Here is a 25610-nt window from a genome sequence, read left to right as displayed (position 1 = left end):
ATATCCGGTTATCTCGGGTCCAGGTGAATCATAGGATCACAGGGCCCGTATTTTTTTTGCAATGCCGATTCTACCTTATCGGAAATAGCATGAGCCTGGGACAGGGGAAGTGTGCGGTCCAGTTCCAGATGAAAATCCATAATGGTTTCCGATCCGGAAATGCGGGTACGCAGATGATGATATCCTTTGACTCCCGGAGTTTCCATGATGATATGGCCGATTTTCGATTCTTCGTCATCACTGAGCGACGCGTCTGTCAAATCGTCATAACTGCGGCGGCACATCTTGTATCCGACGCGGAGAATCCCCAAAGCGACGAGGCAGGCGATGAGCGGATCCAGGATAGCCCAGCCCGTGACTTTCATGAGAAAGATACCGGCCATGACGGCAGCTGACGTCCAAACATCAGCCCGCAGATGCATGCCATCAGCCTTCAGTGCTTCCGAGCCGGTCTTTTCCCCGACATAATACAACCGGGCAGACACGATGGCATTGATCAGGCTGGATGCCAGCATGATGACAATAGCCAGATTCAGTGATTCCGGCACCTGGGGATGGAAAAATTTGCCCACCGCTTCGTAGAGGATACTCAGAGCCGCCACGATAATCAGCAGGGATTCAAAGGCGGCTGAGACATTTTCCACTTTACCGTGGCCATAGTCGTGATCCTGATCTGGCGGCAGGCAGGATTTGCGCACGGCCAGGCAGGCAATGGCAGCCGCGAGGAGATCGACACCGGAGTGGATGGCTTCGGATATCAGACTGACTGTGCCAGTCAGGATTCCAATGGATAATTTACCTATTACCAGAAGAGTATTGCTGAGTACGGAAAGACAAGCCGTACGGCGTTTGAGTGTTATTTCATCTGTCGTCATAATTAAAACTTCCTTTGTCTATGAAAATAATCAGACAGGACCTGCGGAACCGCATATCCTTACTTATATGTAGTCCCGCAGGTCCTGCCTGCTGCTTGCGCCCGACCGCTTGTGCAGTCTGTTCTTTACGCATATAGTATCATCCTAATTCTCATTTGTAAATATTTTTTGAGAATATCTGTATGGCAATTTTACATGAGCCCTATGCCTTTCAGCTATTGTATATTGACCGCCGGCTGCTTTTCCAGAAGGGCCGGTTCCCCTTCCCAGAAGGTGAGGATGAATACGGCTTTGATGGCATCGTGATTGGAGTCAAGGATGATGTGTCCCGTCGCTCCCGTAAAATCAATCGTTTTAGCCAGTTCCTGGGCTATCTGCTGCGGTTTGTCGGAATTACCGCGGCGGATGGCTTCGGCGATCATCATGAGAGAATCGTAGCCCAGCGCCGCATAGCTGTCCGGCCATTCTCCGTATTTTTCATAATACCGTTCAGCAAAGGTTTCTGCCGTTTTTTCGTGGACATCATTGGCATAATGGTCGGTATATACCAGATTTGTCAGGTATGCCGGATCCACGTTTTTGGCAAGAGCCGGACCGTTCCAGCCATCAGCCCCCAAAAGGGGAGTCGTCATACCGGATGAACGGGCGAGGACAATCACTTCCCGCGCCTTTTTATCATAGAGCGGTACATACACGGCCTGGCCCGGATCCTGCCGCACGGCGTCGAGTGCCGCCGCCAGATTGCCGTCATGATCAGCCAGATCGACAAATGCCGTAACGGTACCGCCACGGGCTTCTATGGTACTGCGGTAAAACTCAGCCAGCCCTTTAGAATAAGAGCTCTCTCCGTTGTATAGGACAGCCGACCGGGTCACGTGAAGATTTTCCATGGCATATTCGCCCATAGCCCGGGCCTGATAAGGATCGATGAACGTGGCCCGGAACATATACTGGTATACCTGCCGCGATTTGGCATCGACGGTAATATCCGGATCAGTACAGGCCGGACTGACTACGGGAATGCGCAGCGCTTCCGCTGGCTGCATGACTGCCGCCGCACAGGCTGTCATGTTGGGACCGATAATGGCACTGACGTGGCGTGTCGATAACTGCTGCACCGCCATAGCTGCATCATCAGCCTTGCCATGATTATCGACCGTGACCAGATTGACCTCCTTACCCAGAAGTCCGCCCTGCTCATTCAGTATATCCCTGGCCAGCTCTACCCCCTGTTCTGTTGAACGGCAGTATGCTTCGCCAGGGCCGGTAAGGGAGAGATTGGTGCCAATCAGCACTTCTTGGCGCTGAACGGCCTGTGGTGCCTGTTTGCTGCATCCTGAGGCCAGGAAAGCCAGGGACAGCAGGCATAGGCCTGCCGCCAGCAGGGTGCTGATACGTTTCATAGCATGTGTCTCCTTTTCATAAAAAAACAGGGCGGTCCCGTCCATCCGTTCCCCCCTGTTTTATCTTCCTATGATGAATTATGGTAAAAACAGCAACGGATCCGTCGGAGTGCCGTTGACTCGTACTTCATAGTGGCAATGCGGCCCCGTACTGCGTCCCGTACTGCCTGCCAGAGCGACGATATCGCCCGTCCTGACTTCCTGGCCTACGACGACCAGAAGCATCGAATTGTGGCCGTAGCGGGTAACGAATCCGCCGCCGTGGTCGATTTCTACGAGATTGCCATAGCCATCGACCCATCCGGCCATGGTGACTTTTCCCGAAGCCGTAGCCCGTACAGGTGTCCCGTAATCGACGGCAATATCCAGTCCTTCATGATAGCCGGTACCACCGCCAATGGGATTGCCCCGGTAGCCGAAGTTCGACGTAATCGTACCGTTGACCGGCCAGATAGACGGATAATTCGAAGCCTGGTATTTCTTGGAAACCTGCTGCATCTCCCGGACCTGCTGACCGGCCGTATCACTGAGCACGGTCTTAAGCGTAATGAAACTGATGATGCGGGCATTTGTTTTGGTTTCCAGCCGGGAGGTGGCATGGAGCAGGTCGTTGTAGTCAGCATGAGAAACGTCCGGTGATTTCTTCTGCTGTCCTGCTACGCCACCTTCACCTTTTGGGCTGTCACCCGTACCTGCCCCCTTGACCATCTGCCGCAGCTCCTGGTCGAGGGCATCCATCTTATCCATTTTTTCCTGGAGCGATGCCGTTTTTTCCCGCATCAGTTCCAGCTGTTGTTCGTGAAGCGCGTTCTGTTCCTTCATGTGCTGCAGCGAAATAAATTCATATATACCGATGCACAGTCCGGCAGCAATGACGACAACGCCTGCGATGACCGCTGCCAGTATCTTTTTATACTGTCCCGGTGTGATGACCAGCGGCTCTGTACGCCTGAGGCAGGAAGCATGGCCGGCCATACCAGCAGCACGTTGTTTCAAACGCGCAAGAAAATCCTGAAAATTCAAATATAGTCCCCTCTTTAATCCTTTTGTACCGTATCCAGCGTACCCGTATACTGCAGGGCGTTATCCAGACTTTCTTTTTCTTCTTCACTCATGCCATACAGGCACTTGCCATCGACGATCGGCTTGGCGAAAATGCGGGATTCGTTACGACCGTAAACACTGGAAAGACAGAAACCGTCGTTCTTGCCGTCGAGCACCGTAAAGGCAAAACTCAGATTGTTGCCAATATTGTCAAAGGCATTGTATTTGACAAAGCCGATTTTGCGGAAACAGTGGTTCTGCACGGCCATGATATCTTTCTGGGTCTTGTGGATGAGTTCCAGTGAATCCTGCAAATCGTGCAGCCGGGCAACATCTTCATGCAGCTTGGCTTCTACACTTTTGCCCGTTTCATCCTGCATAAAAAACTCATATTTTTCTTTGAGTTTGCCCATGCGGTGGGTCAGTATGCCAATGTAGATGATCAGCAGCAGCAACAGCACTCCCACAGCGCCGGCGGCAGCCAGATAAATAAGCTGCCAGTCTAATCCATAAAACATGTCTTTCCTCCTGCAGTATTACAAAAAAAGTCTGTATCTTATATTACACAAAAGAACTCTAAAAAACAACCGCTTTCCAGGATTTTTTTCTAAACTGTAAAAGAAGATGGCGTTTCCGTGCCGTCTCCCGTCTTTTCTTCTGTCAAAAGAGCCAGAAGCCGTTCAAATTCGGCTTCCGACGCTACGGAGATTTCGATTTTCCCCTTTTGCCTCTTCCGGTTGAAATGAATAGAAACATTAGTCCCCAGATGCATTTTAATTCGGTCCTGCATGGCTTCCAGATAGGCATCGGGTTCTTTCGGTCCCTTGTCCGTGCCACCCTGCAGCATACGGGCCACGAGGGCTTCACACTGCCGTGCCGATAATCCCTGGCGGATAATCTGTCCGGCTGCCGCCAGCTGCTGATCTTCATCGGCAAGCTGAAGCAGGGGGCGGGCCTGTCCCATAGACAGTGTCCCATCGCGGAGGAACTGGCATATTTCGTCAGGCAGTTTCAAAAGGCGTATCATATTGGCTACGTGGGGACGGCTCTTGCCCACTTTCTGTGCTGCCTCTTCCTGCGTCAGTCCGAACGTATGGATCAGCATGTCATATGCCGCTGCTTCTTCCATGACATTCAGATTTTCCCGCTGCAGGTTTTCAATGAGTGACACTTCGGCAGCCGCATCGGGTGTATACTCCCGTACCAGAGCAGGAATCGTTTTCAGGCCGGCCAGTTTCGCAGCCCGCAGGCGCCGTTCTCCCGCCACCAGTTCGTACGTGCCATCAGGCTTCTTCTGTACGACCAGCGGCTGGATCAGCCCATACTGGCGGATAGAGGAGGACAATTCTTCCAATGCCACGCTGTCAAACTCACGCCGCGCCTGATGAGGATTGGGCACAATGGCCGAAATATCCAGTTCCGCCGGCATCGTTCCGTCACCAGAAGCAGCCTTATCTATTTCATCTATTTTTTTTTCTTTTAATCCCAGTGCCTGAAGCCGGCTTCCCAGGATGGCATTACTGCCAAGTCCCTTTTTCCTAACCGACACGGCGAATCACCTCTCTGGCTAATTTTCGATACACTTCCGCACCGCGGGAATGAGGGTCGTACACGGTGATAGGCTCTCCATGACTCGGAGCTTCTCCCAACCGTACATTGCGCGGGATAATCGTGCGGAACACCTGTCCGCTGAAGTATTTTTTTACTTCTTCGGCAACCTGCAGAGACAGGTTCGTACGGCCGTCAAACATAGTGAGCAGCAGTCCCAGCAGGCGCAGGCTGCTGTTCATATTATCCCGTACCATCTCGACGGTCTGCATCAGCTGGGCCAGACCTTCCAGTGCATAAAACTCACATTGCACGGGAATCAGTACCTGGTCCGATGCCACCAGAGCATTGATGGTCAGAAGCCCCAGTGAGGGGGGACAATCGATGAGAACAAAGTCATAGGGCTTTTTCGCCGCTTCCAGACAATCTGACAGCGCCTGCTTCAATACCTGTTCCCGTTTATCCATATTGACCAGTTCTACGGCTGCCCCGGCTACATCCATCGTCGCCGGAATGACAGACAACTTTTTCACTGCCGTCTTCTGCAATACCTGTTCCATCGGTACGCCATCAATCAGGCAGTCATATAAATTGCCGGAAAGGCTTTCTTTATCGATACCCAGACCGCTCGTCGCATTGCCCTGGGGGTCCAGATCCACCAATAATGTACGCTTGCCGCAGTCTGCCAGACAGGCGCTCAGATTAATGCTGGTCGTCGTCTTGCCCACGCCGCCTTTCTGGTTCGTCACGGCAATAATATGAGCCAACGCAGTCACCTCATTTCCAAATTTAAGTCTATATATTAGTATACCTTGCTACGATTATTTTAGCAAATATTTCATGCTCATCAGAACGGTCGTTCCGGCCTTTCCACACTTTTACTAGCCACTATAAGAAAAACTTGCTATAATGGAACAAAAAGTCAGGATTATCGCCGATAGTCCGGGAAAAGAGGATACCCTATGCCTGTTTATAAAGGAAATCTGAAACACATCGATACCAATAATGTACTCACCCTGGCAGGACAGCGCGCCGTTGACGATGCAACGCCGGAAATGGCAGAAGAAGTCTGCCAGACCGTCGTCCGCCTGGCCCAGCCGGTCAGTGTATTTTATCAGTTCTTTTATGATAAAGATACACACACCTTTTTATGCAATGATCCATTTGTCATCGAAGGGGAAACGGTCCGCAATTATCTGGAAAATACGGAAGTCGCCATCATCATGGCCGTCACTCTCGGGAAAGAAGTAGAAGATGCCTGTGATGAATTATTCATGCAGAAAGACTTCACCAAAGGCATCCTCATGGATTCCGCCATTTCTATCGCAACAGAACAGATGGTAGGACAGTTATGCGGCTATATCGACACCCTCGGCGCACCGGAAGGCTACAAGATTCTCTGGCGCATCACGCCGGGCCACAGCGACACGCCCCAGAAACAGGAAGTCACGCTGGTACAGGCCCTGCAGGCCGCCCAGATCGGCATTTCCGTTACGCCGACCAATATGCTCGTACCGCGTAAAGCCGTCACGGCTATCGTCGGCATGAACCACGTCGGGGGAGAAGGAGGCTGCAGCCCGTCCGGTTGTGCCAGCTGCTCCCACAACTGCCATGAATGATTCTAGGTACATCATACATCTGAAAACTAATAACGGAAAGCTCAGAAAGAGATTGTCTTCAATGGCAATCTCTTTTTTCTGCTCATATACGAAAAGCAGGCCCCGTGAACAGGGCCCGCTTTTCGTATATCGTTATGGTGAAAACCCAAAATAGCATTAGAAAATCGGCTGAAGGATAATCGTCTGGCTGCGGTTCGGACCGACCGAGACAATACCCAGGGGTACGCCGACGAGTTCACTGATGCGTTCTACATACTTACGAGCTGCTTCCGGCAGTTCATCATAGGTCTTGCAGGCAGAAATATCTGTCTTCCAGCCCGGCATTTCTTCATATACCGGTTCGACCTGTTCCAGTACTTCCAGACTGGCCGGGTATTCCGGCAGGAGCTGGCCATTGTACCGGTAACCAGTGCAAATCTTTATCGTGTCAAGGTCATCGAGGATATCCAGGCGGGTAATAGCCAGATAATCCAGGCTGTTCAGCATAGCCGCATATTTGACGACAGCCGTATCCAGCCAGCCGCAACGGCGCGGACGGCCCGTAACAGTGCCAAATTCATGGCCCGTATTGCGCAGATATTCCCCAATTTCATTATTCTGTTCCGCCGGGAACGGACCGGCACCGACACGGGTCGTATAAGCTTTGACGACGCCTACGATGTTTTCCATGCGGCGCGGGCCGACGCCGGAACCGGTGCAGGCACCGCCGGCTGTCGGGTTGGAACTGGTGCAGAACGGATAGGTACCATGATCGATGTCGAGCATGGTCGCCTGGGCACCTTCAAACAGTACCTTTCTGCCTTCGTTGATATATACGTTGGCAGAATAGTTTGTATCTTTTACATAGGGACGGATGCGGTCAGCATACCCGAGGTATTCCTGATATATCGTGTCGAAGTCAAAACCCTGGCAGCCATAATAGGTTTCAAACAAGCGGTTCTTTAATTTCAGATTGACCCGCAGTTTTTTTGCAAAAATATCCTTATCCATCAAATCGCCAATACGGATACCGACACGATTGATTTTATCGGCATAACAGGGACCGATGCCATTTTTCGTCGTACCGATCTTGGCATCCCCTTTGAGTTTTTCATCTTCTTCATCGATGCGGATATGATATGGCATAATCACATGAGCCCGCGTGGAAATTTCCAGTTTGCTGATTGTGACGCCTTTTTCTTTCATGCCATCCAGTTCCTGGAGAAGGACTTCCGGGTTTACTACGACGCCACTGCCGATGATGCACGTCTTATCAGAGAACAGGATCCCTGATGGCAGGAGGCGCAGCGCAAAGGCCTTGTCATCTACCACGACAGTATGTCCGGCGTTATTCCCGCCCTGGGAGCGGATAACTACATCGGCTTTCTGTGCCAGATAATCAACAATCTTACCTTTACCTTCATCACCCCACTGGGTGCCTAATACCATTGCTGTTGCCATTGCTTCAACATCCCTTCGTGAATTAGAGATTAAGAAAACAGGATACGGTATACCAGTTCCCGTTTTCTAACGTACGTGTATATTATACACGAATTTAATTAAAATTCCTATCATATTAACCGAAAAAGCGTACATATTTCAAAAGAGCCGGTCAGGATATGTCTAGCCACGTTTCTTATTTTAGTTTATAATGAATAATTGAATGGTTTTTGGGTGCAGAATGGCTATTTAATGCCACTCTGCACTCTGATGACAAAAATTTGACAAAAATTTTTTTGAGAAAAATTACGCGAAAATCCGGTTGATGGTGTCGGCAGCATGCTGACGCATGTCATCTGTATAATCCACGTAGACATTTAAAACGGTCGTTACGGTGTCTCCCAACAAGGCAGACACCGTTTTTATATCTTCCCCATTGGCCAACAAAAAAGTAGCATACGTATGACGCAGGCTATGAACAGATATATCAGGAATAACCTTACGGAGATACCGGTTCAGATTGCTGTTGCAGGGGCGGCCGTTTATCCAGAGAGAACCTGAAAAAGACAAGGGCTGAGTGTGGCGGTACTGCTGCAGGATTTGTAATAACGGAAGCGGGATAGGAAGGATACGGCAGCCTTTGTCCCCATTTTTCAACTGACGTATCCCAGACTTACCCCGACTGATGCGGCCATACTGTTTCGTGACATGGATCTGCTGCTGTTTAAAATCAATATCGTACCAGGTCAAAGCAACTATCTCGCCAAAACGCATCCCGGTATATCCAGCAATAGCACATGCCAGACGATACTTGGGAGGAAATGCTTCCATGGCCTGAAGCAGATGAGAAAACTCTTTTCGTGTCAATGCCCGGACTTTATGGCGCCGGCCTGTTTTGGGTAGTTTTATATCGTTTGCCGGATTATCATTACGAAGATGATACGGGGAGACGGCATACGACATAACCAGTTTAAGACAGGTAATATTCAATAACCTGGTAGCGGCAGCACAATCCCAATGTGCCATAGCGCGCTGGATATCCAGATACGTGATTTCCTGAACCGGCCGGGAGAGAAGCGAACCGAATTTTTGCAGTGCATATCGGTAAGCCAGCAGGGAATTGTAAGACAGGTGCCGATCCCGGAATACGTATTCTGAAAATTCCTTCAAACGGATACCAATCAGTGATGGATCAATCGGGGTAACTGACAACATCTTTTGGACACGTTGTAGCAGCTCAGCTCCGGCAGCCTTAGCTGCCTTTTTGGAAGGCAGGCCTTGCCGGGACCTTTGCCTCCAACGACCTGACGGATCTTTATAAGAGAGAATGACCTGCCAGGACTTACTGCGTTCGCGAAATGAAAAATGATACGTAAACATGTAAGTGACCTCCTTTAAAAAGAGGCCGTAATGATAGAGAGAGAAATGTAATATTAATTAATAAAAAAACCATTTGTCAAAAGACAAATGGCCCATATAGAAAAATTGGGGACGTATAAATACGTCCCCGCCAAAACGAATAGCTCGTTTTCAAGATATGCTTATCTTACATGAAACGGGGACATTTGTCAATTGTTTCAGAAAAAATATTTCACAAGTTTAGAACAAAATAAATAGGCATGTGTAATATAATTATTTTGTATGAAATAATCACGGTGCTCGAGCATTCTTTTAAAGAATAACTGATACAAATCTTTTTTCTGGTACGTTGTAATCCCTCGCTTTTTACATATGTAGAATACCAAAATAATAGAACTGTAAAATCATGAATAGGTTGTACGCGCAAATATTTTAAACGACTATTAGTTGAAATAGTCGGGATTCTTGCAACAATATTATTTATATCAGCATTGACATTTCCACTGTTAGATGGAATTTTATTAATTAAACAATTACTATGCGCTGAAGCATTTCTCAAATTACGGATAGGATATAAAAAATTATATTTAGGCAATCCCCGTCGATTAGGGTATGTCTTTAAATAGGTTTTATATAGTTTACACAGGCCACCAAAATCAACCAATTCACAATATGCCCAAATGGGATAATGAAAAAATGGCGGTTGGTACTTTTTGATTAAACTACTTGAATAACTTGTATCAATCCTTTTATAAAAATTACTGCGATTTTTTCTGTCCTCATCCGCTAAATTAATAATATTATATCCATCTTCATCCGGATTTTTCATAATATCATTTATTAGCATTACCTTTAGCTGATGCTCAATATCCAAACACATATCCAAAATTAAATATCTTAAATGCATGTCAATAATCGACAATTCTTTTAAATACGAAAAATCCAAACTCTTATATTGCCCTTTTAATGGTCCTTTAGGAACTTTATCATAATTGCTTCTATACGCAGCAAATTTGAAATAATAATTATGCTCCATTAAAAAATGCTTTGCTTCATCAATAGTCAAATAATTAAAAGTAATTCCTTTACTTTGCATATGCTTAACTAGTTCATCAGCAGAATAGAGTCTTTTTGCAAATAAAACACTATCGACAGAATCTCGTATGTTTTTAGAAAGATTTTTATATGCAATTACGACTTTTAAAGGATACATATATTGCTCACCCCACTTTTCTTAATTATAATCAATATATGAGTTATATCTCTCGTTTTGGATATAAAGTGTTTTTACATTCAAGAAATTATTTTTAAAAATTGGACCGGAGGTGATAGAAGATGACACTAGATCTGATAAAAGAAATAGTAGAAAAACATCAAGACAAAAAAGGACTTAAAGCTATTGAAACGACAAATTTCATGCTTAATGATTTACACGAAAAAGGGATTGGTAAGCCTCCTACTTATCCAGAAAAAGATTTTAATGGATTACTTTCAAGAAAAAGCAATTTACAATTAAAGTAAAATTCTATATTGTATTTAGTATTTTCCCGTCAGTGAATGGATACTGGCGGGATTTTTTATAAAGAAAAAGAGCCAGTTTTGCCTAAAAGAAAATGCGAAATACTTAACAAAACAAGGTTTTTATATTTCTTCCAAAGTTACTCGTTCATAAGATTCAAGCTGAGTAATAGGACTTTTATATAGCAATTCGGATTCTCTCCGTTTTTCATTGGCGGTATAGCGAATCTTATATCTCCAACCTTCACAGTCGGCATATAAAGTTCTGATTTCATCAACATTATCATAAGTGACTATCCAGTGCTGCCGTTGAAGATTACAAATAGCTTGTGAAAGTTCCGCATGGTATGTTGCATCGAGTGCATTTTTGTAAAGATTCTTTCCCTGTTTAAAATAAGGAGGGTCGAAGAAGATAAAAATATTTCCTTGAAAAGGTTCAATAACACGCCGAATAAATTCTATTCCATCGTAATTATAAAGATGAATCCTATTACGCAATGCATGTATCTTCTGTATTTTTTTTATAAGACTCGGCTTATTGAAACGACAGTCAATTTTATATTTAGCGGTTTGTGTTAAACCGCCAATAGGACCGCCTTCAATAATTCCTGATCGATTTGTCCGGTTTAAATAAAAAGTCGCCCACGCTAAATCAAAATTGTATCCTCTAATCACCTTCAATCTATTATATATAGCGCGCTGATTATACCACTCATCTAAAGTTACAGGAGTATCCAAAATATTCTCTATCAGTTCATCCGCTTGATGAAGAATAGCATACCAAACAGAATAAATAGCTGGATCGTAGTCATTTAATAAAACCTGATTCACCTTATTATTTAACAGCAAGGACATAGCTACCCCGGCACCACCACAAAAAGCCTCGCAATAGGTTGCATGGTCCAAATGGTTCATTTCTAAAGTATGTGAAATGTATTTGAAAAGCTGGGATTTTCCCCCAGGGTACCGTAATGGTGAATTATTACTAGGCATAGAATCACCTCCTTATAATAGGATAGCAAAGGAGAGCAGGTGTTGGTCAATAAAAAATAAGAATAACTATGGCAACGTAGGAAGATTATTTTTTTTAGCCAAATAGTTATATCCTTTTTCAAATTCGTGTATAAATGCGTCAACAGCATCCTTATTATTTTGTATCCAACAGCGAAAAGCTGATAATTTATTTGCATTCCAATACTGGCTTTGTTGTTTAAACCAGTCTTTATAGAATAATCTTACCATTATAAAGAAAATATAGAATATTCAAAATCGAACAACAATTACATTGCCTTGTCGTTCTTAATGTTTAGCGCGACGTCTTCGTATAGATCTTTATCATGGATTACAAATTTGACAAGGCCTGAATCCACGATTGATAAGTTCATTGCGATTATCAAAATAGAGTCGGTTTCTTTCACTCATTCGTCTCTCTGCACGACATCCGGCGCGATGAAAAACACCTGTACGTTTGTTTCCTACATAAGCTGTAGTGATTGGATTTTGATCACCTGGATTCGTATTTGATATGGATTGCGAACGTCTTGTATAAGAATTAGAAGTCGCTGAAGATGCTTTAGCAGGCGCCGCGAATTCAGGGTGTAAAGATTTTGAACTCGTTGAAGATGATTTACTGGAAGCCGGCTGTGATTTTACTGGGGCAGATTGTGTAGTACGCGGTGTTGCATTAGGTTTGACCGGAGAAGGACTCAGAAGCCCAAATCCACGAGAAAAAAAGGCCACCAAAATAACTATACATAATGCAAGATATTTAAATTTTATAAAAGAATAAGAATGCGGTTTTGAACTGATATCAATATACCCATTACGAGGTGGAGGAGGATTAGAGCATGTAACCGTAATATGGTTATTGGGCGGAGGTAAAATTGAATCAGGTTGCTGCATCTTACGACGGATATAAGTATCTAAATTATGTAGTTTTTCAGCATTGGCATCCGTAGAGTAAATCAGGCCTTGAGCAATACCATTAATCCGCAGAGCTTCCGTAAGAGCATTTAGGGAACATAAAGTCGTAGCACCGGTATAATATACCAATCCAGCTAAAGTATTGACATATTCCTGCATAGAAAAATATTTTTGCCTTTGGAAATAAGTTGCGATCGATTTTTTGGCTGCAGTAAATTCATTTTCAAAAGAAACCAATAAAGACTGTATTTCTGCTTCATCAGTTCCCTTAGAAATCTTTGAAGAATAAGACTTGCAAAGATCTTCGATAGCATTTAATTTGGTTAAAAAATCTTTCTGTGAAACAGACAATTTCCCATCAGGATAATCAAGAGTAAAAGGACATCGGGGATAATTGGGACAACCCCAAAAGAAACCAAAACGGCCGTGTCGTTTTCGCATAGCAATCCCACAATGTGGACAGAGCGGAGCAGTAGTCTGAGGAAGTTTATCTGTAGTCATAAGACATCACCTTATGTAATGTTTTTAACTATCTAATGGTTGCCTGTTAAAATACTCAATTATGGCTGGACTTAAACGGACATGAGTAACTCCAGCAGCAAAAGAAGCCAGAAAATACGGTTGATAGAGTAAGTCAATGCTCCCATTCCCTGGCAAACAATAATTATGGGAACATTCTTTTATCGGGTAATGCGTAGTTAATATTTTATTAGATTCGGAATAAACAGAAATAAGTGGGCCGTAAGAAAATTGATTAATTTGTTCAGCTGTAGGGGGAGTTACAAAATATTCTAAAGGAATTTTATCACCAGTTTCCTTATCATAGACTAAACCTTGACCGGTATAAAAGCCATGAACCCCTAATCCATTCCAATAATAAGTATAAAAAATAATAGAAAGGTATCGTTCATCTTCAAAAGTAATATCATAGAATGTCCTGACTTCAAAACTCTTTTTGTTATAATATAGGTCTTTAGCATATAATACACGATTTGCAATATCTTGGTTTATTTTTTCTTGAGCTACAGGGTTATTAATATATACCAAAGGATATTTTAATTTTAAGTTTACATCTGATTGACTATTTTCTATAACACTTGCAAAAGATAATGTAGATAGAAGTAACGTAAACAATAGAAGTAAAATTGTCATTTTTTTACCAATAATCATAAGTTACCAGCACCTACTTTCTTTATTGAGCTAAAAATTAAAAATTAATAATCAATTATCACAATAAAACCCATATTTCACTTATATTACAACTGCCGAAAGTTAACGATAATTAAATTGCCTTGTCGTTCTTTACTTTGGGACGATATTTTTCTGAACGAAGCATTCCCTTCATTTCACCTCTTATTTCTCCCCGATCAACAGAATCAAGAGAGATATATAGTGATACTGCTTCAGATAGGTCAGGAAATTTTGATAAGAGAGAATCGTACTGCAAAGCCGCGGCTGATACAGAAGGATTAGAAGGTGTTTTCCCCTTTTTGAAATGATCAGAATCACTATGCTCAGTTAATAATGAATTTCTTCCTATAGTAAAAAAAGCACATATTTTATCAATTTTATCCATACGGGGCATTTTGTATCCACGAACCCAGTTCGTAACAGTGGTTCCACTTACTCCTAAATATTCAGCCAAATCCTTTTGAGTTTTATCCTGTTTAGTAAGATAAAATGAAAGATTATGGGCAAATGTTTTTTTTATTTTAGATTCGTCTGACATAACTTTACCCCCTTTTCTAATATTTTATAACCAACAGTTGATTTAAGTCAATACCAAAAGATAAATAAATCAACTTTTAGTATTGACATTAACTTAAAGTTGATTTATGATGTAAGTGAAAAGAGGTGATGAATATGCTTAAAATATCACTTAAAGCTGCACGCGTAAATGCCAATTTATCTCAGTCTGAAGTAGCAAAAATAATGAAGAAAAATAAGCAAACAATTATCAATTGGGAACGTGGTAAAACAGTTATTGATGCAGCGAATTTTACAGCTTTGTGTAAATTATACAAAGTAGATAAAGAGTATATTTTATTGCCTTATTGATAAACTTTAAGTTGATTTAATAGTGCATAAAAAAACTCACAAGAACATGAATATGGAAAATCTAGATAAAAAAGAAAGAAGATACATTTATTAAAAGGGCGTATAGGGTAAATGACACTGAATAAAAGACAAGAAAGGACGATGCAATGGAAAAGGTAATAATGGAATCACATAGGGATTGTACAGGAACGTTTTTGGTAGAGGAGCTGATGTAATGAGAGACGAAATAAAAGTCGCAATTTTCTGGGTATTCGGCATCGTTTACCTGTTTATTTTAGTATTACAGTTAATCGACATGGCAGGGCAGATATGGTGAATATGAAAAAGATAAAAGCCGTCATAATGTGATTTGGAAAATAGGAAAGGGCGTGAGAAAACACAATGGAAAAGACTGGTAACTCTGTCATAGAACACAGATGGGAAGTAACAATAAAGACACGAATCGTCCCGGAAGAATTGCCAGGCATCATAAACGGCATAAAAAAGATACAGAAAGAACACAAAGGGGATTGCATTCTTTCTGTACGAATACCAGACGAAGATCCTAGTTGGATAGAACCACCACTTTAAGTCAAAGCCAGTTTTACAGCAGTATCGAAAGCCAAAGTATTACACCAGGCGGCTTCGATCGTCAAGTAGCGAGGAAAGGAAGGAGTGAACGAGATGGATAGTAAAAACTGGGATACGGAGATTGAAGCGATGGGAGTATCCGAAAAAGTAAAAAAGACCGCCAAGGAAATACGATTCCTTTTAAACGGTCTTACTTACGAAGAAGCGCAGGAAGCATTGCAGATTGCGGGAGAGAATTTGGAATCCTACGCGGTTATACAAATTCATCAGTGAGATTGCATAATGATTAAAATCCTTTCATGCCAATTATAGCATGAGGAAACACAAACGAATTAAAGAGGCCGTAATGATAGAGAGAGAAAGGCCATGTGGAAAATCAGGGAGGAACATAAATGGATGAAGCAACGATAGCGGCAAAAATTATAGGCGGGACATTCTTCTTTATGCTGGGTGTAATTATCGCCCTAATTTCAATTCTTAGATATCGCTAAAAGCAATTCGTTGAAGGGAGTGCGGCATGGAAAACGACAAAACGGTCATCTCGTTAAAAGAACTTCTAGCCAGGTGGAACGTAAGCCGCGGATCGATTACGAAAATGGAGCACGCTGGCGGATTAAAGCGGCTGAAAATACCAGGGATCTATTACAGCATGAAGAATGTTCTGGAAATCGAGGGCTTTGATGAAAAAGATCTGACACATAGCCCGTTTGAATGGAGACGGATGACCCGCGAACTGGAGCAGACAAAAGAGGAATTGCATCAATATAAGTCATTCTTCAGACAGCTGACAGCTAATATTGCAGAATTGAACTATAAGTACAGTCAGGATGCAAAGAAAGGATGAACCACATGGAACAAATACCGCAATGGATTGAACAACATCATAACGATGCCAAACTCATCAATGAATTGTTGGCAGAAAACATCAGGCTGCGGGACGAAAATATGTCCTTAAGCGAGAAATGTATAGGACTGAGAGAACGGGTATTTACGTGTAAGGCCATATCCATTACTATCATCCTCGGTTTCGGCAGTCTGTTACTGGCAGAGCAGCTGTCCGGTATGATACTGCCTCTTCCATGACGTGCCCGGTATGCGGACAAGAAACGAACAGCTGGGTACATTGTGCCATGAGGCAGGCTAAGATATGCCAGGCACACTGTGAAGGGTGCCGTTGGTTCTCCGGACGGCAGCTATGGGCCTGCTGGTACGGACGGATTGTATTGAACGGAAGGCAACGGACACGGGGAGAAATAGCCGTCGAACATTTCCGTAACAGGATGCAGGAAATAGAAAAGCGCATTGCCGCTTCTAAACGGTAATGCGCGCTCTATTCCTTGTGCGAGAAGAGATGCAAGGAAAACAAAGACTGTCTGGTCTGTATATATATTATATATCTAGCAGGACAAGAGATAGGGCGCGGCCCTATTTTACACTTGCTTAAAGGTATTAAATATACGACCAGCATACGTCAGTCAGGAGCAGATCCATGTATGTACAGGAAACCGTCCAGGCCGGACCGGTCATTGAGATAAAAAAATATCACACATCACGATATCGGACACCAGCCATGCCGCGATCAAAGAATCATGATTGGACGAGTGCTGAACAATGGAAGGTGAACGAAAAGAATTCAATCCGCCAGCTCCGGCTGTTGATTCTGGAAAACTTCAAAGAAGAAGATATCCGGATAGATCTGACATACGCAGGGGAAGAACCGGAAGAGGCAGAAGCGACACACCGGTTCAACAATTTTTTGAAAACACTGCGTCGGCACTATCAAAAAGCAGGGCATGAACTGAAATGGATAGCTACGACAGAATGTAACGGGCACCGGATCCATCATCATCTGCTGGTCAACAATATTGGCTGGAGCCGGAAATCCTACAAAGATTTATGGAAGTGGGGAGACATTCCTTACCGGGCATTCCGGTACTATGACGGCAAACCATCTGATGCGGAACGGGTAGCCAACTATCTGGTAAAGGAGACGCGGGAAACCTTCTGTCAGAAGGAACGATGCCAGCGGGCGCGATACCGGTCCAGCCGGAACCTTCGAAAGCCAATGGTAGTAAAAGAAATCATCCAGTCAAAAACATGGCGTGAGCCGAAACCTAAAAAGGGATATTACATCGAAAAGCCAGTACAGTACGGGTATACAGCCTATGGGTTCCCGTACATGTTCTATCGCATGATACGGGAGGAGGAGCATGTTGTATCTGATCAGAACGGCACCGGAGAAATTCGCGGCCATTGTAGAGGGAAAGGAAAACACATTGCTGATAGGCAAGAACGACTGCATGCACCGGGATGAAGTACTGCACTTCGTCGAAATGGTAAACGGCGAGCGGACCGGTAATGAAGTATTTGCCAGGATTGAACGGATCTACGAAAAGCGACTGATTCAGTACCGGATTTATAAGACACGGATAAATCAATGGAGGCGCGAAAAATGGAACTCAAAAAGACCGAACGGGTGCACCTGACAGGGAAGAAGGCCAGGTCATTCTATGACAAAATCTATGAACGGGATGGCGGGCATTGTATCTGGTGCGGGAAGCCAATCGAGTATGGCGTGAAGTACCATCATGAACCATGCGGCATATACCGGAGCGACGAAGAAAACAAGGTCGTTATGCTCTGCCCGGAATGCCATTATGCCCGGCATAACACAGCCCCGAAGGTTGCCAAGGAGATATGCGAAAGATATCTTCATGGTCTGTATGGAGAGAAGGGGGCCAGGAAAGAATGAAACACGAATGCGCATTGTGCCATCAAGAATTTGAAAGCGCATACCGGATGCTGGTATGCGACGACTGCTACAACCGGATACTACAAAATATGGCAAAAGGTGAGCTGGGAATCTGCCCCGTCTGTGGGGTTCATTCGGATGCACTCCTTCGGAATCCGAGGAAAAAGTTTTGTGGGAAACGATGCTATCATATTGGTCATACTGTGATATCGAGGAAGTACAGAATGGATCACAGTCAGCGAATACGGGAGATGAAAAAGAACAGGATCGAGAAGAAAAAAGCCCGTCTGCGCCGTAAGCGGTCACGGATAGACGAGATAGCTCTGATTGGGAAAACAATGGATAAAAGCTACGGCATAACCCGTATGCTGCTACAACAGCGGGCAGACCAGGAGGGGATATCCATTGATATCGCAATAGCAGCCGTACGTCAGGAAAGGGGAATGTAGGATGAACTGGATATCGACGAAAGAAGAACTGCCGGCAGAAGGGCGCCGTGTCCTGGTAGGGATGCATGCCAACACAGATTGGCCAATTATCACAGTCGGAGTATGTTGTGAAGATCATTGGCTCATTGATGCGGAAACACGGCCAGTAGGAATGCAGGAGGTACAATACTGGACACCTATTGCAAATCTGCCAAGGAACCAGGGATGAAACGAGGACACCAATGGATATTGTGAAAGAAAATATCACGGACGCCAAAAAATATCTTACCGCAATCCGGGAGCAGCACTATGAACTGGAAGAACTGAAATACGAACGCTATCTGGAGGAAAACGGGCTGTGCATCAAAGTATCAAATCCGGCACGGATCTGCATCAGTTCAGGAGGGTCAAACGATCTATCCAATATTCCAGTCCACATTGAACAATTCATGAAGCGGATTGAAAAAGAAGAAGCAGAACTATACCGAATGCGGGACACCGGAAAAGAATTTATTGATCAGCTTCCAGATGCCAGAGGAAGAGCTATTTTAAAATATTATTACGTCGATTTCCTGACATGGGAACAGGTAGCCTTACGGATACACCTGTCCCAGTCACGGACATATAACAGCCATCGTCTGGCTCTGGAAAATCTAAACAGTAAGATCCGGGCGGCATGGATGCAAAAATGCATCCAGATTTTGAAAGACAGGAGTAAATAGGAGTACGTAATGTGATAAAATGATAGTGTCAAAAAGAGACGAAAAGAATAGAGGCGCCCGTGCCTGATGCGGAGCGCCTTTTTTGTTACCTGAAAGGGGGCAGGACATGATTCACTGCGACAATATCCGCTGCCGGTTTAACCAGATGGAACTCTGTACGAACCTGCGGCTGGAAATCGTACATGAACACTGTGTGTGTTTCGAAAAGAAATATCACCGTGCAAAGAAACGGAATATCTCCGATCTGAATCATGAGCCGGTCCCATACAGCACCCGAAAGAAGGTATTCAAATGACAGTCAATAAAGTGAGAGGAGCTCCCATCAAGCGGGAAAAAGTATTTTTAAATAAAAATAATACGCGCCCAAACAGCACGCGCAAAATAAATACTAAAAGGAAACGCCGGGCAATCACATGGAACAAATTTTTCACATTGAAAAACATGGAAATCGTCCGATCCATGTGCCGGAAAGGCTGGACAAACGATGAGATTGCCGATCATATCGGCATCAGCCTGTCTACGTTCTACAAATGGCAGAATGAACATGTAGAGTTTTCGGAGGCCCTAAAGGAGCCAAAAGAGTATTGTATCGCCAAAGTAGAAAATGCGCTGCTGACACGGGCATTAGGCATTGAAAAAGAAGTCGGAGAAAAAGAAACCATTACGACGAAGGATAAAGACGGGAAAGAGATATCAAAGACCACAGAAAAAACATCCCTGATTTATTATCCGCCGGATACGAAAGCGGTCATTTTCTACCTGACGAACCGGGCCGGAAGCGACTGGAAGCAGAAACAGCAGACGGAAATGACAGGAAAACTGAGTATAGACGCTGCCGTAAATACGGAAGACCGGCTTAAGTCAGCACTGGAAAGGACGAAAACGGAATGACGATAGATGAAGCCTATACGGTCATAGACTGCCTGGGAAAAGTGAGCAAAGATCCGGAAACGTTTGTCTGGTTTGCTTTCGACTGGGACCATGACCCAGATCTGAAAGGGCAGGCACCCCAGGAATGGCAACTGGAACAACTGCGAAACATCGGAAAGGGATTAGCCACCCCAAACGAAGTCATCCGCCAGGCAGTAGCATCAGGGCACGGCATTGGAAAAGCACATGACGTGGATATGGTACTGGATACGCCGGCAGGGAAACGCCGCTGGGGAGATTTAAAGCCAGGGGATACCGTGTTTACCATTGATGGAATCGCAAAAATTTTGCAATGCAAACAATACAAGAGTGTGCCCCTGTATCGCGTATATCTTGATGATGGGTCCTTTTGTGACGTGTCATCGGGGCATTTATGGACGGTAAAAGGTCGGAAAGAGCGTCGTAGGAACCTTGGGTGGACCACATTGTCAACGCTGGATATCCTGAAAAAAGGGGTAAGACGCAGTAACGGCAAAGTACAGGCCCGGCAATGGGAACTACCTGGCATATATCCGGTGGTTTATCCGCGTCGCAAGGTGCCGGTACATCCGTATGTAATGGGCGTATGGTTAGGAGACGGGCATAAGGGCAGGCCGACATACAGTAAACCTTATCCTGAAATTGCCGAAAGAATTAGATCCCTTGGATATAGCTTGAGTGTTGGGGCAAGGGGAAAGACAAGAATACAAAACATCACGCATTTATGGAAGATGGACGTATTCCAGCACCATTCATATGAACGATACATTCCCGACAACTACAAATACAACTGCATAGAATGCAGGAAAGAACTGCTGCGGGGACTGCTGGATACAGACGGGGAAATAACGAAAGGAAACAGCATCGGTTACAGTACAACGTCCAAACGATTAGCTGACGATATAATCTGGCTGGTACGCTCGCTGGGAGGGAAGGCTAAACAGCAGCAGGCCTTTAAACATGGATGGTACTATGACAAATCAGGAAAGAGAAAAGAAGGGCGAACTTGCTATCGCCTGACTATCAATGTACCATTCAACCCTTTTACTCTGAAACATCGAAATGAACGATATCGAAACCGTCAAAAACGATATCTCACCAGATGGATAGACCGGATAGAACCGATTGGAAACAAACTGGCTATGTGTATCACCGTAGACAGAAAAGACGGATTGTATTTAGCAAATGACTTCATACCGACACATAATTCAGCCCTTGTCTCCTGGATCATCCTTTGGGCGATATCGACGTATCCCAATACGCGCGGCATTGTGACGGCTAATACGGAAGTACAGCTGCGCACGAAGACATGGGCAGAGCTGGCGAAATGGTACCGCCGGTTCATAGGGAAAGACCTGTTCCAACTGACGGCGACGTCGATTTTCTCTATACAGGAAGGACACGACCGGACCTGGCGCATTGATGCGATTCCCTGGAGCAAAGAGAACCCGGAAGCCTTTGCGGGCCTGCACAATCAGGGAAGCCGGATACTGCTGATATTCGATGAAGCGTCGGCTATTGACGATGCAATCTGGGAAGTAGCTGAAGGGGCACTGACAGACCGGGATACGCAGATCATCTGGTGCGCGTTCGGCAACCCGACACGGAACACAGGCCGGTTCCATGACTGCTTTACCAAGTACCGGGCCTACTGGAACACCAAACGGATAGACAGCCGTTTTGTAACCATATCGAATAAGCAACAAATCAAACAATGGGAGGACCAGTACGGGGAAGACTCGGACTTCTTCAAGGTCCGCGTACGCGGCGAATTTCCGTCTACATCGGAAAATCAATTCATCTCGGCACAACTTGTAGAAGATGCACAGAAACGCGCCCTGCGGCCTGCTCAGTACAATTTTGCGCCGGTTATACTCGGCGTAGACATGGCTTGGAGCGGCGGCGACGCCACGGTTATTTATTTGCGGCAGGGATTGTACAGCAAGAAACTGGCATCCTATGAAAAGAACGATAATGATGGAGTCATCGCCGGAAAAATAGCAGCTTTTGAAGACCGTTACCGTGCCCAGGCAGTATTCATAGACCAGGGATATGGAACCGGGGTCTATTCCTTCGGGCAGACCATGGGCCGCAGTTGGCGCCTAGTATCCTTTGGCAGTGCATCCGGAAAGCGGGGATATGCCAATAAACGGGCAGAAATGTGGGGCAATCTGCGCGAATGGCTGCGTGACGGCGGCGTACTGGAAGACGGGGAAATCATCCACGATGATCTCATCGGGCCGGAAGCATTCGTCAATAACAAGGGAGAAATCCAGCTGGAAAAGAAAGAAGACATGAAACGGCGCGGCCTTCCGTCACCGAACGAGGCCGATGCCCTGGCACTGACCTTTGCCTATCCAGTCCTGAAAGACAGCACCCGGCTGGAAATGGCCAATACGAAGTACGATTTATTCAAGAAAAGGAGATGATCCTATGTGTGGACATGTAGGGAAAGCAATTGGGAGAGTATTCGGTATAGGTGGCTCATCGACCCCCAGTGTACAGCAGGCAGATCCTGTAGCAACGACTGTCAATGTAGGCGATGATACGGGCACGACCGGCGAAGACGAAGCGACGAAAAAAGCAAAGAAGAAAAAAGGCTTTTCATCGACACAGCTCAACGACTGGCGGTCCGGTCTTTCCTCCATTCTGGGTGGAGAAACCAATAATAAAAACACGTTAGGGTGATAACCATGAGAGCATTAGTTGAAACAGAACTGGCCAGGTCTCCGACCGGAGGAAAAACATTTCCAAAAGCAAACCGGATAGGAGATAAAAACCGTCTGATACAACGACACGCAGCCTTATTCAGACGCCGTCAGAATTGGATGGATGTATGGAAAGAAATCCGGAATTATGAACTGCCCTATGATGGCCAGTTCGATGACGACCAGCCGGATAAGCCCAATCTGCATGACGATAATATATACAGCAACATCCCAAATATCTGCCGGGCTATTTTCGCGGCAGGAATCCAATCCGGGCTGACTCCTCCATCACGGAAATGGTTCCGGTATACACTGGCCGATATGACACTCAATGACAATATGACAGTGAAGCGGGTATTGGATCAGCGCTGCGATATCACGGAATACGTACTGGCCCGGAGTAATTTCTATAACGCCGTACATACCGTATATACGGAACTGCCCTATGGACAGGCACCGATGGGTATATTCTCGACGGGTACAGGAATCACCTTTGTTCCGTACCCCATTGGAACATATGCCCTGGGGACCAATGCCCAGGGACAGGTCAACACCTTTGCCCGTAAAGTCAAGATGACGGCCTCTCAGATCGTAGGCCAGTTCGGTATAGAGAACTGCCCTCGTTTCGTACAGGATACATACCGAAGCAATAATGGGTACACCGAATATTTTACAGTTTGCTGGTTAGTCGAACAGAACGACAAAAGCAATCCGGAAGAACTGGGAAGCAAAAAAATGCCATATCGGTCTGTCTACTGGGTAGATGGATCGGACAGCAACGAAGTACTAGCGGCTACAGGCTTTGAAGAATGGGCCATACCAGTAGCCCGTTATGATGTCAAAGGCCTGAATTCGTACGGGACGGGACCTGGCTGGGATGCACTTCCCGACTCACGTATGCTGCAGAAGATGGAATACGATTCAGCCATGGCAACCGAACTCGGTATCAAACCACCGATGCAGGGGCCATCTGACCTGGCACACCGGATCAATCTGTTTCCGGGAGGATTCACGCCAAATACCGACGCTAATAATGCCATCCGGCCGCTGTTCCAGGGACAGTTGGATATCGGTACACTGGACCAGAAGATTGTCCGCGTCGAAGACCGTATTAAACGGACTTACTCTACGGATCTGTTTATGATGTTGGACCAGCTGGAACGGGGACAAATGACAGCCCAGGAAGTCATGGCCCGCAATCAGGAAAAACTACAGCAATTGGGACCTGTCGTAGAACGACTGCAGTCAGAATTCCTGAATGCCGTCCTGGACAGGGTATACAACATCCTGGACCGGAACGGTATCTTTCCGCCCGTGCCAGACGATGTGCAGGGACTGATGAACGGACAGGAAATCAAGATAGAATATCTGTCCCCATTGGCACAGGCACAGAAGATGTCCGGCCTGACCGCTATCGAACAGGGCATTGCGTTTGTAGGTCAGACGGCGCAGCTGGATCCGCGCGTGGTCAACCGCGTTGATTTTTCTGATGCGGTGGCCAAATACCTAGACCGTATCGGAGTACCGGCAACGATGGTCCGGTCTGAAGAAGAATATCAGCAAATCATAGAACAGCAGCAGAAGGCAGAAGAAGCTGCCAAGCAGCAGGCCATGGAAGCCCAACAGGCACAACAGGCTGCGCCTCTAGCCCAGGCAGCCAAGAACCTGACGGATGCAGCCAATGACGGCAATCCGGCATTGCGTGAATGGATGGGGATGGAAACATGACAAACCTGGAAAAAGAAGTCATCCGTCTGGATGATGAAGCCCTGCATTACCTCCTGCACAGCCGGAAAGGCCGATGGTTCCTGATGCGGCTGCTGGACCGGGCATACATCAATATGCGGACTTTTGATCCGGATAACATGAATATGACGGCCTTCAATGAAGGGCGCCGGTCCCTGGGAATGGAATACCTGGGAATGCTGATACAAACCCCGCAGCGGATAAAGCTTAAGCAAAAAGCAGAAATGGAATACGCAGAAATCAAAAGCCTGATGGAACTGTTGGATAGAAAGCAGGAGGAGACAAAAGAACCCTATGTGGCGGTAAAAGGCCATATGGAAAGGAGCACACCATGAGTGATTTTGTATTTGACTTACAGCGCTTTGCCGATACCGGCGGGGCCGATAGTGGAGCAGGAGATCAGGCAGGACTTCCTGCAGTCGATACCGTCCTGGGCGGAACAGAAGGAACGACACAAACAGAAACCGAAGATACGGGAACCAGTGACAATGGGACCGGTAATGCAGGAACCGGAGCACCGGAAACTTACGACTTCAGCGGAGTACTGCAGGAAGTCTTTGGGGATGGCGCAGATCTGGATGCTGATATATCCAGCCAGTTCACAGATATCCTGCACGGACTGAACGCCACCCAGGATCAGGCAGCCGCAGCGGCCAAATTTGGTATGGAATATGCCAAAAGCACAGCCCAGGCAGTAGCAGAAGGAATCCGGGAACAGGACCGGCAGGAAGTGATAGGCTGGGGAGATGCGGCCCGGAAAGAACTGGGCGGAAAGTTCGATGAAACCGTAACCAAGGCCTGCACGACCCGGAACTATCTGGAACAAAAAATCCCAGGCTTTACCGCCATGCTCAACCAGACCGGGGCCGGGAATCATGTCGCCATGATAAAAGCCATGGCCATGATAGCCCCGCTTGTCGGGGAAGACCCTGGCCACAATGATACGGTAGGAACCGTATCCGGGCAGGGTATATACGATCATACAGATTTCAGCAAATACTAAGGAGGA

At 45.7% G+C, this 25610-nt stretch carries 32 protein-coding genes; 19 read left to right on the top strand and 13 right to left on the bottom strand.

The genetic code is table 11. The features are described 5' to 3' along the window. Positions 1–8: 8 nt before the first annotated feature. The 6 genes from ACGTIC_RS01745 to ACGTIC_RS01720 form a co-directional block, all read right to left on the bottom strand. Positions 9–875: a cation diffusion facilitator family transporter gene (locus ACGTIC_RS01745; protein WP_059076259.1), complete on the bottom strand. Its 867-nt coding sequence runs from the start codon at positions 873–875 to the stop codon at positions 9–11. A gap of 215 nt (positions 876–1090) precedes the next feature. Further along, positions 1091–2278, bottom strand: coding sequence for an ABC transporter substrate-binding protein (locus ACGTIC_RS01740; RefSeq protein WP_075582468.1), 1188 nt, complete (start codon positions 2276–2278; stop codon positions 1091–1093). Positions 2279–2356: 78 nt separating this feature from the next. Continuing rightward, positions 2357–3274, bottom strand: a complete 918-nt coding sequence (locus ACGTIC_RS01735) for a peptidoglycan DD-metalloendopeptidase family protein (protein WP_236699649.1) — start codon at positions 3272–3274, stop codon at positions 2357–2359. A gap of 41 nt (positions 3275–3315) precedes the next feature. Further along, positions 3316–3840, bottom strand: a complete 525-nt coding sequence (locus ACGTIC_RS01730; protein ID WP_059076258.1) for a DUF4446 family protein — start codon at positions 3838–3840, stop codon at positions 3316–3318. Positions 3841–3929: 89 nt separating this feature from the next. Continuing rightward, complete coding sequence (locus tag ACGTIC_RS01725) at positions 3930–4871, bottom strand: ParB/RepB/Spo0J family partition protein (protein ID WP_234995368.1); 942 nt, start codon at positions 4869–4871, stop codon at positions 3930–3932. After that, entirely contained in the window at positions 4861–5637 is a 777-nt protein-coding gene (locus ACGTIC_RS01720; protein ID WP_059076257.1) for a ParA family protein, read from the bottom strand. Before ACGTIC_RS01720 ends, ACGTIC_RS01725 begins: the two co-directional genes overlap by 11 nt. A 195-nt stretch (positions 5638–5832) precedes the next feature. Between ACGTIC_RS01720 and ACGTIC_RS01715 the strand changes: the two genes are divergently transcribed. Then, the gene (locus tag ACGTIC_RS01715; RefSeq protein WP_059076256.1) at positions 5833–6489 is read left to right on the top strand and encodes a hypothetical protein; all 657 of its coding nucleotides are present in this window, start codon (positions 5833–5835) and stop codon (positions 6487–6489) included. A gap of 156 nt (positions 6490–6645) precedes the next feature. Here the strand turns inward: ACGTIC_RS01715 and ACGTIC_RS01710 are convergent, their stop codons facing one another. The 3 genes from ACGTIC_RS01710 to ACGTIC_RS01700 all read right to left on the bottom strand — a co-directional run bounded on the left by ACGTIC_RS01710 (position 6646) and on the right by ACGTIC_RS01700 (position 10480). Next, entirely contained in the window at positions 6646–7929 is a 1284-nt protein-coding gene (locus ACGTIC_RS01710) for an adenylosuccinate synthase (RefSeq protein ID WP_059076255.1), read from the bottom strand. A gap of 285 nt (positions 7930–8214) precedes the next feature. Continuing rightward, positions 8215–9288, bottom strand: a complete 1074-nt coding sequence (locus ACGTIC_RS01705; RefSeq protein ID WP_113855215.1) for a site-specific integrase — start codon at positions 9286–9288, stop codon at positions 8215–8217. 211 nt (positions 9289–9499) lie between these two features. Next, the gene (locus tag ACGTIC_RS01700) at positions 9500–10480 is read right to left on the bottom strand and encodes an Abi family protein (RefSeq protein ID WP_394522787.1); all 981 of its coding nucleotides are present in this window, start codon (positions 10478–10480) and stop codon (positions 9500–9502) included. A gap of 122 nt (positions 10481–10602) precedes the next feature. Here ACGTIC_RS01700 and ACGTIC_RS01695 point away from each other — a divergent pair, with 122 nt between their 5' ends. Continuing rightward, a complete protein-coding gene (locus tag ACGTIC_RS01695; RefSeq protein WP_113855213.1) occupies positions 10603–10788 on the top strand; it encodes a hypothetical protein in 186 nt (61 codons plus the stop codon). 120 nt (positions 10789–10908) lie between these two features. Here the strand turns inward: ACGTIC_RS01695 and ACGTIC_RS01690 are convergent, their stop codons facing one another. The 4 genes from ACGTIC_RS01690 to ACGTIC_RS01675 all read right to left on the bottom strand — a co-directional run bounded on the left by ACGTIC_RS01690 (position 10909) and on the right by ACGTIC_RS01675 (position 14437). Beyond that, positions 10909–11778 (bottom strand): DNA adenine methylase, encoded by an 870-nt coding sequence (locus ACGTIC_RS01690; RefSeq protein WP_113855212.1) that lies wholly within the window; start codon positions 11776–11778, stop codon positions 10909–10911. 342 nt (positions 11779–12120) lie between these two features. After that, positions 12121–13209, bottom strand: a complete 1089-nt coding sequence (locus ACGTIC_RS01685; RefSeq protein ID WP_113855211.1) for a topoisomerase DNA-binding C4 zinc finger domain-containing protein — start codon at positions 13207–13209, stop codon at positions 12121–12123. A gap of 24 nt (positions 13210–13233) precedes the next feature. Next, complete coding sequence (locus ACGTIC_RS01680) at positions 13234–13878, bottom strand: hypothetical protein (protein WP_113855210.1); 645 nt, start codon at positions 13876–13878, stop codon at positions 13234–13236. Positions 13879–13990: 112 nt separating this feature from the next. Next, positions 13991–14437, bottom strand: a complete 447-nt coding sequence (locus tag ACGTIC_RS01675; protein WP_113855209.1) for a helix-turn-helix domain-containing protein — start codon at positions 14435–14437, stop codon at positions 13991–13993. A gap of 134 nt (positions 14438–14571) precedes the next feature. Between ACGTIC_RS01675 and ACGTIC_RS01670 the strand changes: the two genes are divergently transcribed. The 17 genes from ACGTIC_RS01670 (at position 14572) to ACGTIC_RS01590 (ending at position 25604) form a co-directional block, all read left to right on the top strand. Next, positions 14572–14766, top strand: a complete 195-nt coding sequence (locus tag ACGTIC_RS01670) for a helix-turn-helix transcriptional regulator (RefSeq protein WP_257536611.1) — start codon at positions 14572–14574, stop codon at positions 14764–14766. 663 nt (positions 14767–15429) lie between these two features. Beyond that, positions 15430–15609, top strand: a complete 180-nt coding sequence (locus ACGTIC_RS01665) for a hypothetical protein (RefSeq protein ID WP_113855207.1) — start codon at positions 15430–15432, stop codon at positions 15607–15609. Positions 15610–15853: 244 nt separating this feature from the next. Continuing rightward, complete coding sequence (locus tag ACGTIC_RS01660) at positions 15854–16180, top strand: hypothetical protein (RefSeq protein ID WP_113855206.1); 327 nt, start codon at positions 15854–15856, stop codon at positions 16178–16180. Between the two features lie 5 nt (positions 16181–16185). Continuing rightward, positions 16186–16419 (top strand): hypothetical protein, encoded by a 234-nt coding sequence (locus ACGTIC_RS01655; RefSeq protein ID WP_162816200.1) that lies wholly within the window; start codon positions 16186–16188, stop codon positions 16417–16419. Beyond that, positions 16416–16658, top strand: a complete 243-nt coding sequence (locus ACGTIC_RS01650) for a hypothetical protein (protein ID WP_162816199.1) — start codon at positions 16416–16418, stop codon at positions 16656–16658. Before ACGTIC_RS01655 ends, ACGTIC_RS01650 begins: the two co-directional genes overlap by 4 nt. Positions 16659–16825: 167 nt before the next feature. Beyond that, positions 16826–17650: a hypothetical protein gene (locus ACGTIC_RS01645; RefSeq protein WP_113855204.1), complete on the top strand. Its 825-nt coding sequence runs from the start codon at positions 16826–16828 to the stop codon at positions 17648–17650. 138 nt (positions 17651–17788) lie between these two features. Further along, positions 17789–18088 carry a hypothetical protein gene (locus ACGTIC_RS01640; protein WP_113855203.1) on the top strand — a complete coding sequence of 100 codons (300 nt, stop codon included), beginning with the start codon at positions 17789–17791 and terminating at the stop codon, positions 18086–18088. 224 nt (positions 18089–18312) lie between these two features. Further along, complete coding sequence (locus tag ACGTIC_RS01635; protein ID WP_162816198.1) at positions 18313–18537, top strand: hypothetical protein; 225 nt, start codon at positions 18313–18315, stop codon at positions 18535–18537. A 1-nt stretch (position 18538) separates the two neighbouring features. Beyond that, positions 18539–18745: a hypothetical protein gene (locus tag ACGTIC_RS01630; RefSeq protein ID WP_113855201.1), complete on the top strand. Its 207-nt coding sequence runs from the start codon at positions 18539–18541 to the stop codon at positions 18743–18745. Between the two features lie 13 nt (positions 18746–18758). Further along, positions 18759–19238: a DUF1492 domain-containing protein gene (locus ACGTIC_RS01625; RefSeq protein ID WP_113855200.1), complete on the top strand. Its 480-nt coding sequence runs from the start codon at positions 18759–18761 to the stop codon at positions 19236–19238. A gap of 106 nt (positions 19239–19344) precedes the next feature. Further along, positions 19345–19533: a hypothetical protein gene (locus ACGTIC_RS01620; protein WP_113855199.1), complete on the top strand. Its 189-nt coding sequence runs from the start codon at positions 19345–19347 to the stop codon at positions 19531–19533. Beyond that, positions 19530–20129, top strand: coding sequence for a helix-turn-helix domain-containing protein (locus ACGTIC_RS01615; protein WP_113855198.1), 600 nt, complete (start codon positions 19530–19532; stop codon positions 20127–20129). Before ACGTIC_RS01620 ends, ACGTIC_RS01615 begins: the two co-directional genes overlap by 4 nt. Next, on the top strand, positions 20126–22576 hold the full coding sequence (locus ACGTIC_RS01610) for an LAGLIDADG family homing endonuclease (protein WP_113855197.1): 2451 nt from the start codon (positions 20126–20128) through the stop codon (positions 22574–22576). Before ACGTIC_RS01615 ends, ACGTIC_RS01610 begins: the two co-directional genes overlap by 4 nt. A 4-nt stretch (positions 22577–22580) precedes the next feature. Continuing rightward, the gene (locus ACGTIC_RS01605) at positions 22581–22835 is read left to right on the top strand and encodes a hypothetical protein (protein ID WP_113855196.1); all 255 of its coding nucleotides are present in this window, start codon (positions 22581–22583) and stop codon (positions 22833–22835) included. Between the two features lie 5 nt (positions 22836–22840). Then, on the top strand, positions 22841–24583 hold the full coding sequence (locus ACGTIC_RS01600; RefSeq protein WP_113855195.1) for a portal protein: 1743 nt from the start codon (positions 22841–22843) through the stop codon (positions 24581–24583). Continuing rightward, a complete protein-coding gene (locus ACGTIC_RS01595; protein ID WP_113855194.1) occupies positions 24580–24936 on the top strand; it encodes a hypothetical protein in 357 nt (118 codons plus the stop codon). Before ACGTIC_RS01600 ends, ACGTIC_RS01595 begins: the two co-directional genes overlap by 4 nt. Beyond that, positions 24933–25604 carry a hypothetical protein gene (locus ACGTIC_RS01590; protein ID WP_113855193.1) on the top strand — a complete coding sequence of 224 codons (672 nt, stop codon included), beginning with the start codon at positions 24933–24935 and terminating at the stop codon, positions 25602–25604. The genes ACGTIC_RS01595 and ACGTIC_RS01590 overlap by 4 nt, the downstream gene beginning before the upstream one ends. The last annotated feature ends 6 nt before the right edge of the window (positions 25605–25610 follow it).

It is taken from the genome of Megasphaera hexanoica (genome assembly GCF_043520715.1).
Classification (GTDB): Bacteria; Bacillota; Negativicutes; order Veillonellales; family Megasphaeraceae; genus Megasphaera; species Megasphaera hexanoica.
This window is presented reverse-complemented; position numbering and strand designations above follow the sequence as displayed.